At 38.8% G+C, this 11,936-nt stretch carries 8 protein-coding genes; 6 read left to right on the top strand and 2 right to left on the bottom strand.

Annotated features, from left to right (window positions below):
* Window positions 1-154: 154 nt before the first annotated feature.
* Both ACFSR8_RS06280 and ACFSR8_RS06285 read right to left on the bottom strand, forming a co-directional pair.
* A complete protein-coding gene (locus tag ACFSR8_RS06280) occupies window positions 155-574 on the bottom strand; it encodes a hypothetical protein (RefSeq protein ID WP_380290165.1) in 420 nt (139 codons plus the stop codon).
* A gap of 61 nt (window positions 575-635) precedes the next feature.
* Entirely contained in the window at window positions 636-872 is a 237-nt protein-coding gene (locus ACFSR8_RS06285) for a hypothetical protein (protein WP_380290167.1), read from the bottom strand.
* 148 nt (window positions 873-1,020) lie between these two features.
* On the opposite strand from ACFSR8_RS06285, the gene ACFSR8_RS06290 reads away from it, so the two are divergent.
* The 6 genes from ACFSR8_RS06290 to ACFSR8_RS06315 all read left to right on the top strand — a co-directional run bounded on the left by ACFSR8_RS06290 (window position 1,021) and on the right by ACFSR8_RS06315 (window position 11,865).
* The gene (locus ACFSR8_RS06290; protein WP_380290169.1) at window positions 1,021-2,961 is read left to right on the top strand and encodes a peptidylprolyl isomerase; all 1,941 of its coding nucleotides are present in this window, start codon (window positions 1,021-1,023) and stop codon (window positions 2,959-2,961) included.
* Window positions 2,962-2,968: 7 nt separating this feature from the next.
* Window positions 2,969-3,823 carry a peptidyl-prolyl cis-trans isomerase gene (locus ACFSR8_RS06295; protein ID WP_380290171.1) on the top strand — a complete coding sequence of 285 codons (855 nt, stop codon included), beginning with the start codon at window positions 2,969-2,971 and terminating at the stop codon, window positions 3,821-3,823.
* A complete protein-coding gene (locus ACFSR8_RS06300) occupies window positions 3,786-5,240 on the top strand; it encodes a peptidylprolyl isomerase (protein WP_380290173.1) in 1,455 nt (484 codons plus the stop codon). Before ACFSR8_RS06295 ends, ACFSR8_RS06300 begins: the two co-directional genes overlap by 38 nt.
* Window positions 5,241-5,243: 3 nt before the next feature.
* A complete protein-coding gene (locus ACFSR8_RS06305) occupies window positions 5,244-6,197 on the top strand; it encodes an AAA family ATPase (RefSeq protein ID WP_380290175.1) in 954 nt (317 codons plus the stop codon).
* 415 nt (window positions 6,198-6,612) lie between these two features.
* A complete protein-coding gene (locus ACFSR8_RS06310; protein ID WP_380290177.1) occupies window positions 6,613-9,390 on the top strand; it encodes a bifunctional aconitate hydratase 2/2-methylisocitrate dehydratase in 2,778 nt (925 codons plus the stop codon).
* A gap of 207 nt (window positions 9,391-9,597) precedes the next feature.
* Entirely contained in the window at window positions 9,598-11,865 is a 2,268-nt protein-coding gene (locus tag ACFSR8_RS06315) for an aconitate hydratase (RefSeq protein ID WP_380290179.1), read from the top strand.
* Window positions 11,866-11,936 lie beyond the last annotated feature (71 nt).

Genomic DNA, 11,936 nt, shown 5'->3' on the forward strand with positions numbered 1-11,936 from the left:
AGCTCCTTAAAACGAGTCTGTTGCAGAAATTATGGGTTTTTATGGCGGCTTGCGCAACGGTTACCAATGTTGTAAGTAGTTATTTATTATCTAAATGAATCATATATTGAAGAGTTTCTACGAATTCTTTTCATTTTATAAACAAATAATTCTGTCAATTTTTCTTTATAGGGTGTTCGGGGTTAAAACAATCTTTTCCATTAGAATCAAAAACCATTAAACAAGCAAAATAGTCAGTCATAGTTTCTTTACCGTCAGCAACTACTGTGAATTTTTCATCAATTTCATTCTGGAGATTGATGTCACTCCAAACAATTCTATTAATATTTTGTTGATGTTTTCCATCGACTTTTTTATTCCAATTCCCATAGTTTTCATACATTAATTTCATTCCGTCTAGTGCTGACTGAATTCTATAAAATCGAAGCTCATTCATATAAATTGTATCATTTTCAACTACTAATGGTGTGTTCACAATTTCGAATTTTCCATGATTTGTTTTTTTTGATACTTCTTTTGAAGATGAACAACAATATAAAATTAGGCTAAATAATATCAGAATGCATTTTTTCATAATTACTTACAACTTTATGATATGAAGTAAGTTGAAATTTTTTACTAAATCAAACGAAAAATCATCCAAAATACACCGCCCCACGATGAGGCTTCAAAGCATCCCGTACCGGCCTCATATCCGATTCATCAACTACCAAAAAAGCAATGCTATGTGCTTCGCTCAGCACTTCAACACCCGTTATATTCAAATCGAGTTGCTCCCTTTTAATGTATTCCTTTAAATGAATTTCGTGGTGCTCGGCAATCCTTTGGGCATCAGGCCCCCTAAAATCCCAAATTAGTTTTAATTGTCGCATGCGGTTTGTTTTCATTGTAAATGTCTAAAAATTATCTGTTTTGGCATCCGATTATGTGAAATAAATCTATCCCCAATACGTTTGCATTCAACTTGTTTAAAAGTGATATATTGTTATTTTTGTAGCCGTTGATTAAAAATCCTAATTTATGAAAATGAAGTGGTTTGCCCTTGTTTTTACTGTTTTATTCATTTCGACATCTTTTGCCCAAAGTGATGACGTGCTTTTTACTGTGGATGGCGATGCGGTGTTAACTTCCGAGTTTAAAAGAGTCTATAGCAAAAATCTTAATTTAGTTCAGGATGAATCCCAAAAGGACGTAGACGAATACTTAAAGTTGTTTGTCAACTATAAGGTAAAACTTAAAGAGGCACGTGCTCAGGGGTTGCATGAAAAGCCCAATTACCAAAGGGAATTGTCCAACTACAAAAAGCAGTTGGCAAAAAACTATATGTCTGACAACACCGTGAGCGAAGCCTTGGTAAAAGAGGCCTATGCACATTTTTCACAGGATGTTAAAGCCAATCATATTTTGGTAAGGGTTTCCGATAATGCCACTGCCGAGGATACTTTGGCCGCATTCAATCTCATTTCAGAAATTAAGACCCGTACCGAAACCGAGGGGTTTGAGCCAGTGCGGAAAGAAGTGCACGACGGCAAAAAAGTATACGGTGAAGAATTGGGTTGGTTTACCGCTTTCAGAATGGTATATCCTTTTGAGAAAGTAGCCTTTAATACGCCAGTTGGGGAAACTTCAGAACCGTTTAGAACTCAATTTGGTTTCCATATTGTGCATGTATTGGACAAGCGCAAATCCCCGGGGAAATGCACCGTGAAGCACATTATGGTGATGCATAAAAAGGAGGAGGGCCTTGCTGATTTCTCGGAGAACCGAATAAAGGAACTTTACCAAAAAATACAACAGGGAGAGGAATTTGAAACAATTGCCAAGGAATTTTCAGATGATAAAAACACCGCCCCAAGGGGTGGCGAACTGCAGCCTTTTTCAAGTGGGCAATTAAGTGTTCCTGAATTTGAGGAAACAGCGTTTGCGCTAGAAAACCCCGGGGATATTTCTGAGCCGATACGGACTGAGTTTGGGTGGCACATCATTAAATTGAAAGAAATCGAACCTATTGGTAGCTTTGAGCAGTTAAAATCTGAATTAGAGGCTAAGGTAAAGCGTGATGACCGCTCTAAATTAATCGAGGAAGCACTAATTGCTAAGTTGAAGAAAAAGCGAAATATTGGGGAGGAGACACCTAACTTAGAATATTTTGCCTCAATTTTGAATGACGATTTCTTTACAAGAAAATGGCAGTTGCCTGAAGATTTTAAAGCCGACCAATCATTTTTAAACATAGGAGAAAAGAGCTTAACCTTTGCTGATTTTGGGGAGTATCTTGTCAAATATCAACGTACCTCACGAGGTAGAAAACCTTTTGAGGCGATTGCAAAAGAGGCTTATAATGCCTTTTTGAGCAACGAGCTAAAAGCCTATGAAGAGGAACATCTTGAGGCTGAAAATGAAGATTTTGCTCATATTTTATCAGAATACAGGGACGGTTTGCTACTATTTGATTTGATGGAAAATACCATTTGGAAAACGGCGAAAACGGATTCTTTGGAGATTCAAAAGTATTATGATAACAATAAGGACAAATACTACTGGCCCGAACGCGTGGTTGTGGATGTGGCCTCTGCTTCAAAGCGAAAAATCATTAATAGAGTATCAAAAATGCTACACGAAGAAATGTCGTTTGAGCACATCAAAAAGTTGGTAAATACCAATGGTGATGTTCATGTGATTATTACCTCAGATACCATGCCTGCCGATCATCAGGCGCTACCAAAAGATTTTGAGTTTAAGCCGGGCATTTCAAAAGTATATAAGCACAATAAAGGTTATGTAGTTGCCAAAGTACAAGAGGTGTTGCCAAAAACTTTAAAACCTTTTGAGGATATTAAAGGCTTGGTGATGAGCGATTATCAAACCCACAAGGAATCACTTTGGCTTGCCGAGCTAAAAGAAAAGTATAAAGTGGAGGTGAACGCCGATGCCCTAAAAAAGGTAAAAGCAGAATTATAAAAAGCGAATGCAATTAAAATCCCTCATATTAGTTGTTGTTTTGGCGAGTATGGCTTCGTGCGACTTTTTTAAGAAAACTGAAGGAAAAAAGCCCATCGCCCGAGTAAATAACAGCTATTTGTACTATGAGGATTTAGAGGATGCTTTTTCCGAAGGAATTAGCAAAGCGGACAGTACTTTGATGGTCCAGAATTTTATTAATAATTGGGCCACCCAGCAATTACTTGTGGACGGTGCACTGATCAATTTGGGTGAGGACAAGCAAAAAACTTTTAGTAAACTGGTGGATCAGTACAAAAAGGACTTATACAGCAAGGCGTATTTGGAGGCTTTGGTGAGACAAAATATCGATACGTCGGTATCAAAAGAAGCGGCCACGGCCTACTACGAATCCCACAAGGATGTGTTCAAATTAAACGAGGAGCTTATCAAATTCAGATATATTCACGTAGATGAGGATATCATTGATTTGGAAACTATCAAGGATCGTTTCAGACGGTTTGACGAAGAGGACAAAAGGGCTCTAGATTCCATAGCTATTCAATTCAGATCGTACTCGTTAAATGATTCTATATGGGTGAAAATGAGCCAAGTAATTGCGAAGATTCCGGGGGTGAATTCTGAAAATAAAAGTCAACTGTTAAAAAAATCCCATTTTGTGCAACTCAAAGATTCATTAGGTTTATATTTGATGCAGATAAATGATGTGTTGTTTCGTAACGATACTGCGCCGTTGGAATATGTAAAACCTACCATTCATCAAATTGTTATCAACAGGCGCAAATTGGAACTCATAAAAAAATTGGAGAAAGATATTACTAAGGATGCTATTAAAAACAAAGAGTTTGAAATCTATAATTGACGTAAGATTGCTTTTGGTCTTGCTGTTTGTTTGGGCTTTGCCCTCGCACTCACAGGAGATCATTGAAGATGAAGTTGAAGAAGAAACACAAGAAGTGACCCAAGTAGATTCCACACAAACCTTTCAGCGCGTAAAAGTGGACGGTGTTGCAGGTGTGGTGGGCGAATATATTGTGTTGCAATCTGATATCGATAAAACATTAATTCAGATGCAGGCCCAGGGGGTGAATACCAAGGATATCACACGTTGTCAAATTTTCGGAAAATTATTGGAGGACAAACTGTATGCCCATCATGCCATTCAAGATAGTATTGAGGTGTCTGATGCTGAAATAAGGCGAAGTGTGGACTACCAATTGCAGCAGTTTTTGCAACAGGTAAATGGGAATATGGACCGCCTTTTGGAATTTTATAAAAAGGAAGATGAGGAAAGCTTGAAGGAAGAAATGTTTGAGATTAATAAATCCCAGATGTTGGCACAACGTATGCAGGCTAAAATTATTGAAGAGGTTGAGGTGACCCCTGAAGAGGTGAGGCAGTTTTTCAATAAGATTCCAGAGGAAGAAAGACCAACTTTTGGTACGGAGTTAAAAGTATCGCAGATTGTTGTGGAACCTGAGGTATCAGCAGAAGAAGAGCAAAAAGTGATAGAGCAACTAAAAGGTTTTAAAAAGGACGTTTTGGAAAATGGGGCAAGTTTTCGCTCAAAAGTAGTGTTGTACACAGATGATAAAGCTTCCATAAGCACTGGTGGAAAATACACCTTGAACCGGAAGCAACCAAGGATGGTAAAGGAGTTCAGGCAGGTTGCCTTTTCCCTGCAAGAGGGTGAGATATCGGACCCTTTCAAAACCGATTTTGGTTACCATATTGTTTATTGTGAAAAAATTAGGGGGCAGGAATATGATGTAAGCCATATCCTATTGATACCAAAGGTTTCGGATGAGGCGGTAACAGAAGCTCGCGAAGAAATTACCAAAGTAAGACAAAGGATTGTGGATGGCGACATTACCTTTGAAGCGGCCGCAAGGGAGTCCAGTGATGAAAAAGAAACCAAATTTGATGGCGGGAAATTGATTAACCCCGAAACTCAGGACTATAATTTTGAACTCACCCGAATGGATCCGGAATTGTACGGCCAAATCCAAGATTTAAAGGATGGAGAGGTTAGCCAAATTATTCCGGAATCGGATAGAACTGGGAAAGTAAAGTTCAAACTATTAACCGTGAATGATAGGATTGATGAGCATGAAGCCAACTATGCACGGGATTTCATGAAAATCAAGCAAATGGCCTTGAATGAGAAAAAGATTAAGGCCATTGAAAAATGGCAGGAAGAGAAAATCACAGATACTTATGTAAAAGTAACAGGAGAGATGCGCGACTGTGATTATGCAAGTAACTGGTTAAAAAAATAACATATGTCTGACGTTGTCGCTGTAAAGGAGTTTGTTAAAAAATACCAAGATTTAAAGCAGGAAATTGCAAAGGTCATTGTGGGTCAGGATGACGTCATCAATCAAATATTGATTTCTATTTTTTCAGGAGGCCATTCTTTGTTAATTGGAGTTCCGGGATTAGCGAAAACCCTTATGGTAAATACCATTGCCCAAGCTTTAGGGTTGGATTTCAAACGAATACAATTTACTCCAGATTTAATGCCAAGCGATATTTTAGGGAGTGAAATTTTGGATGAAGACCGTCATTTTAAATTCGTAAAGGGTCCAATTTTCGCCAATATCATTTTAGCTGACGAAATCAACAGAACACCACCTAAAACTCAGGCGGCCTTATTGGAAGCCATGCAGGAAAGAGCTGTGACGGTGGCGGGACATCATTACAAATTGAGTTTGCCCTATTTCGTACTTGCAACTCAAAACCCAATTGAGCAGGAAGGGACGTACCCCTTGCCAGAGGCACAATTGGACCGTTTTATGTTTGCCATTAATTTGGAGTATCCTTCTTTTCAAGAAGAAGTAGAAGTGGTAAAGGCTACAACCAACGATGAGGCGGTTAAAGTGAACGCCTTGTTTACGGCTGAAGAAATTCTAAACTTTCAGCACGTTATCAGAAGAATTCCTGTTGCAGATAATGTCATTGAATATGCGGTAGGGATGGTAGGCAAAACCCGACCCAATTCTGATGTGGCTTCCGATTTGGTAAAACAATATATCGATTGGGGAGCAGGGCCACGAGCTTCACAAAATTTAATTTTAGCGGCCAAAACCCACGCGGCCATAAACGGTAAATTCTCTCCTGATAATGAGGATGTTCAAGCGGTAGCCTACAGTATTTTGAGGCATCGTATCATCAAAAACTACAAAGCCGAGGCAGAAGGTATTTTGGAAAACGAAGTGATTTCGTCTTTGTTTTAGATGAATATAAAACAATTTATCATTCCTATAATTTTCTTTCTAATAGGAATTGGTTTTTCCTTGATTGGTGCTTTGTTGAAGATAATCCATTTTGGAATAGGCATAATAACAGGCAATTTATTGATATCCATTGCAACTGGCTTCAAAGTAATGGCCATAGTTTTGGCAATCGTGAAATTACTTAAGATTTATCGTGAAAGGTAGGAACTGGTTAGCCTTGTGAATAGCACTAAGAATTTTTTATTTTTCTACATGAATTAATGATAAAAATTCAAACATCACCGATAATTATGCGACTCTAGTAATTAAGTATTAATACTTAGTTTTATTGGGTCATTTATCTTTACACCTTTGCATTAAATTCGTATTTTGCATCGCTTTTTTAAAATAAAAATAACATTGAAATAATTCTTTTATGAACTACAACGATTACATCAAAGAAATTGAAGAAAGAAAAGCTCAGGGCTTGCACCCTAAGCCAATAGATGGAGGTGAATTATTGAGTGAAATTATTGCTCAAATTAAGGATGTAAATAATGCGCATCGTGAGGATTCTCTTAACTTTTTCATTTATAATGTTTTGCCTGGTACAACTAGTGCGGCAGGGGTGAAAGCGAAGTTTTTAAAAGAGATTATTCTCGGTGAATCCGTAGTTGAAGAAATAACATCAACTTTCGCTTTTGAACTATTGTCCCATATGAAAGGAGGGCCATCTATTGAGGTGCTTTTGGATCTGGTTTTGGAACAAAAAGATATCGATATAGCACAGAAGGCTGCAGAAGTTCTAAAAACGCAAGTTTTCCTGTACGAGGCGGATACTGAAAGACTCGAGGATGCCGTAAAGAAAGGTTGCCCTATTTCAAAAGGTATTATTGAAAGCTACGCACAGGCGGAGTTCTTCACTAAATTACCTGAAGTTGAAGAGGAAATTCAGGTGGTGACATATATTGCTGGAGTAGGTGATATTTCTACGGATTTATTGTCTCCAGGGGCGGATGCGCACTCAAGATCAGATAGAGAATTGCACGGACAATGTATTTTTGAGCATAACAAGGATATGCAACAAGAAGTGTTGGCTTTAAAAGAGCAGCACCCTGATAAACGTGTGATGTTAATCGCTGAAAAAGGAACTATGGGCGTAGGTTCTTCAAGAATGTCTGGAGTAAACAATGTGGCACTTTGGACAGGTATTTCATCTAGCCCATACGTACCGTTTATCAATATTGCTCCAGTAATTGCTGGGACTAATGGAATTGCACCAATTTTCTTAACAACTGTTGGAGTAACTGGAGGAATCGGAATCGACCTTAAAAACTGGGTGACTAAAAAGGATGCCGAAGGTAACACCATTTACGATGCTGATGGCGAGCCCTTATTAGAACAAGTATATTCTGTTGAAACAGGAACTGTTTTAACGATCAATACAAAAGAAAAGAAATTATATAACGGAGATCAAGAATTAAAAGATATCTCTGCGGCTTTAACGCCTCAAAAGGTGGAGTTCATTAAGGCTGGAGGTTCTTATGCGGTGGTTTTCGGTAAAAAATTACAAACTTTTGCATGTAAGGTTTTAGGTATAGATGTACCTCAAGTATATGCGCCTTCAAAAGAGATTTCTATTGAAGGACAAGGTTTAACAGCGGTTGAAAAAATCTTCAACAAAAATGCTGTTGGAACCACTCCGGGGAAAACGTTACATACAGGATCTAATGTTCGAGTTGAGGTGAACATTGTGGGATCTCAGGATACTACAGGTTTAATGACGTCTCAGGAGTTAGAAATGATGGCAGCAACAGTAGTTTCTCCTATTGTTGATGCTAGTTATCAATCAGGTTGTCATACGGCTTCGGTATGGGATGATAAGTCAAAAGCGAACATTCCTAAGCTAATGAAGTTTATGAACGACTTTGGGTTGATCACGGCTCGTGACCCTAAAGGTGTTTACCATGCCATGACCGATGTAATCCATAAAGTATTAAATGATATTACAGTTGATGATTGGGATATTATCATTGGAGGGGACTCACATACGCGTATGTCTAAAGGTGTAGCTTTTGGTGCAGATTCAGGAACCGTTGCCCTAGCATTGGCTACAGGTGAGGCTACCATGCCAATTCCAGAATCAGTGAAGGTAACCTTTAAAGGAAATATGAGGAGTTTCATGGATTTCCGTGATGTAGTACACGCCACTCAGCAACAAATGTTAAAGCAGTTTGGTGGTGAAAACGTATTTCAAGGAAGAATCATTGAGGTTCATATCGGTACATTAACTTCTGATCAAGCCTTTACATTTACAGACTGGACCGCTGAAATGAAAGCTAAAGCATCTATCTGTATTTCAGAAGACGACACTTTAATCGAATCTTTAGAGATTGCAAGAGATCGTATCCAAATCATGATTGAAAAAGGTATGGATAACGAAAATAAAGTGCTTCAAGGTTTAGTTGATAAAGCGAATACTAGAATTTCAGAGGTTAAGACTGGAATCAAACCTGCTTTAAAACCAGATGCTAATGCGAAGTATTATGCTGAGGTTGAAATCGACTTAGATGAAATTGCTGAGCCTATGATTGCCGATCCAGATGTAAATAATGATGATCCATCAAAACGTTATACGCACGATACGATCCGTCCATTATCTTATTACGGTGGTACTAAGCAAGTAGATTTAGGATTTGTTGGGTCTTGTATGGTTCACAAAGGAGATATGAAGATTTTGGCTCAAATGTTAAAGAACATTGAAGCGCAACATGGTAAAGTGGAGTTCAACGCACCGTTGGTGGTAGCACCTCCAACATATAACATTGTAGATGAGCTAAAGGAAGAAGGAGATTGGGAAGTATTACAGAAGTACTCGGGTTTTGAGTTTGACGATAGCGCACCAAAAGGATTGGCTCGTACCAAGTATGAAAACATGCTATATTTAGAGCGTCCGGGGTGTAACCTTTGTATGGGTAACCAAGAAAAGGCGGAACCAGGAGATACCGTTATGGCAACTTCTACACGACTGTTCCAAGGAAGAGTTGTGAAAGATTCTGGCGAAAAGAAAGGAGAATCTTTGTTGTCTTCAACTCCGGTGGTTGTATTGTCCACAATCTTAGGAAGAACCCCAACAATGCAAGAATATGAGGTTGCGGTAGACGGTATTGTGTTGACCAAGTTTAAGCCGTCACAAAAGGAATTGGTAATGTAGTTGTTGAAAATTTTAAATAATTAAAAGCCTGGGTTTTAATGCTCAGGCTTTTTTGTTACTACCAGTTTCATATTGAAATTATTTAAAAGATAGATTTTGACAAAGTTGGAATAAACTAAGTCTATTTTTTGAATATAAAAACAGCCTCGTAATTTCGTATATTAGTGCAACTTAAAATAAACTACTAAAAATTAAAACGGATAATATATGGCATTTGATATTGAAATGATTAAGGGCGTTTACTCCAAAATGGCTAAAAACGTCGATAAAGCCCGTGAAGTTGTTGGAAAGCCATTGACGCTTTCTGAAAAAATATTATATAACCACTTATGGGATGGTGCGCCGGACAAGGCATTTGTAAGAGGAAAGGATTATGTGGATTTTGCCCCGGATAGAATTGCATGTCAAGATGCTACAGCACAAATGGCCTTGTTGCAGTTTATGCAAGCAGGAAAAAGTAAAGTAGCGGTGCCAACAACTGTGCATTGCGACCACTTGATCCAAGCCAAAGAAGGTGCCGCAACGGATTTAAAACACGCCAACAATGTAAGTAGTGAGGTGTTCAATTTTCTTGAATCTGTATCCAATAAATACGGTATTGGATTCTGGAAACCTGGTGCAGGGATTATTCATCAAGTGGTTTTAGAAAATTATGCATTCCCTGGCGGGATGATGATTGGTACGGATTCGCACACTGTAAATGCAGGAGGTTTGGGCATGGTAGCCATTGGTGTGGGTGGAGCAGATGCTGTAGATGTTATGGCAGGTATGGCTTGGGAATTGAAGTTTCCTAAATTGATTGGTGTTAAATTGACCGGAAAGCTGTCAGGTTGGACAGCACCTAAAGATGTGATATTAAAAGTGGCCGAAATACTTACTGTTAAAGGCGGAACAGGGGCTATTGTTGAATATTTTGGCCCGGGAGCTTTGGCCATGTCCTGTACAGGTAAAGGTACTATCTGTAATATGGGAGCCGAGATAGGAGCAACTACCTCTACTTTTGGTTATGATGATTCTATGGAACGCTATTTAAAAGCCACGGATAGGGAAGACGTTGCCGAAGAAGCCAATAAAATTAGGGAATACTTAACTGCAGACCCTGAGGTTTATGCCAATCCGGAACAGTATTTCGACCAATTGATAGAAATTAACCTATCAGAGTTGAGCCCATTGTTAAATGGCCCTTTCACTCCAGATTTATCCACTCCAGTAGGTTCTGAAATGACCGGTAAGGCTAAAGATAATGATTGGCCTATAAAGGTAGAATGGGGCTTAATAGGCTCTTGTACTAATTCGTCCTACGAAGATTTATCGCGAGCTTCATCAATTGCGCAACAGGCATTGGATAAAGGCCTAAAAACCAAAGCTGAGTTTGGTATTAACCCGGGTTCGGAACAGGTAAGATATACCGCCGAGCGGGATGGTATCCTCCAAGTGTTTGAAAAACTGGACGCGAAAATATTTACTAACGCCTGCGGGCCATGTATCGGGCAGTGGGCAAGATATAGCGATCCAAAGAACGCACCAAAAAACAGTATTGTCCATTCCTTTAACCGAAACTTTGCAAAGCGTGCTGATGGAAATCCAAATACCCACGCCTTTGTAGCTTCACCCGAAATTACGGCGGCTATTGCCATAGCTGGGCGGTTGGATTTTAATCCGATGACCGACAGCCTTATCAACGAAAATGGCGAAGAAGTGATGTTGGACGAACCCACAGGATGGGAATTGCCACCAAAAGGTTTTGATGTGAAGGATAATGGTTATTTAGAGCCAGAAGAGGATGGGAGCCATGTAAATGTTGTTGTAAATGAAACTTCAGAACGTTTACAGTTATTAACGCCATTTGAGCCACTAGGTGATACCATTACTGGAGCAAAACTTTTGATTAAAGCTTTCGGAAAATGTACTACCGACCATATTTCCATGGCTGGGCCTTGGTTGCGCTTTAGAGGGCACTTGGATAACATTGCTAATAATACCTTGATTGGAGCCGTTAATGCCTTTAATCAAAAAACCAACTTTGTAAAGAATCAATTGACTGGCGAATATGGCGGTGTGCCGGACGTACAGCGACAATATAAAAAGGCCGGAATAAAAACTATTGTGGTTGGCGACCATAATTATGGTGAAGGTTCTTCCCGTGAACATGCGGCAATGCAACCAAGACATTTAGGCGTTGCTGCTGTAATTGTAAAATCTTTTGCGCGTATTCACGAAACCAATCTTAAAAAGCAAGGGATGCTAGGTTTAACCTTTGCCAATGAGAATGATTACGATTTAATTCAAGAAGACGATACTTTCAACTTTTTGGATTTAAACGAATTTGCACCAGACAAACAGTTAACTCTAGAGGTGGTGCATGCAGACGGAAGTAAAGATGCTATTAAGTTAAACCATTCATATAACGAAGCGCAAATTGCATGGTATAATGAAGGTTCTGCCCTTAATTTGATTAAGAAGCAAAATGCTTAATTTGATTTAAATGAAAAACCTGCAAGGCATTTTATTGCTCTTGCAGGTTTTTTTATAAACTGTACTTTCCA

The sequence above is a fragment of the Hyunsoonleella rubra genome, assembly GCF_042684665.1.
Lineage (GTDB): Bacteria > Bacteroidota > Bacteroidia > Flavobacteriales > Flavobacteriaceae > Jejuia > Jejuia rubra.

Coding starts and splice junctions, on each gene's coding strand:
- ACFSR8_RS06280 (WP_380290165.1), bottom strand. CDS start 574: ATGAAAAAATGCATTCTGATATTATTTAGCCTAATTTTATATTGTTGT.
- ACFSR8_RS06285 (WP_380290167.1), bottom strand. CDS start 872: ATGCGACAATTAAAACTAATTTGGGATTTTAGGGGGCCTGATGCCCAA.
- ACFSR8_RS06290 (WP_380290169.1), top strand. CDS start 1,021: ATGAAAATGAAGTGGTTTGCCCTTGTTTTTACTGTTTTATTCATTTCG.
- ACFSR8_RS06295 (WP_380290171.1), top strand. CDS start 2,969: ATGCAATTAAAATCCCTCATATTAGTTGTTGTTTTGGCGAGTATGGCT.
- ACFSR8_RS06300 (WP_380290173.1), top strand. CDS start 3,786: ATGCTATTAAAAACAAAGAGTTTGAAATCTATAATTGACGTAAGATTG.
- ACFSR8_RS06305 (WP_380290175.1), top strand. CDS start 5,244: ATGTCTGACGTTGTCGCTGTAAAGGAGTTTGTTAAAAAATACCAAGAT.
- ACFSR8_RS06310 (WP_380290177.1), top strand. CDS start 6,613: ATGAACTACAACGATTACATCAAAGAAATTGAAGAAAGAAAAGCTCAG.
- ACFSR8_RS06315 (WP_380290179.1), top strand. CDS start 9,598: ATGGCATTTGATATTGAAATGATTAAGGGCGTTTACTCCAAAATGGCT.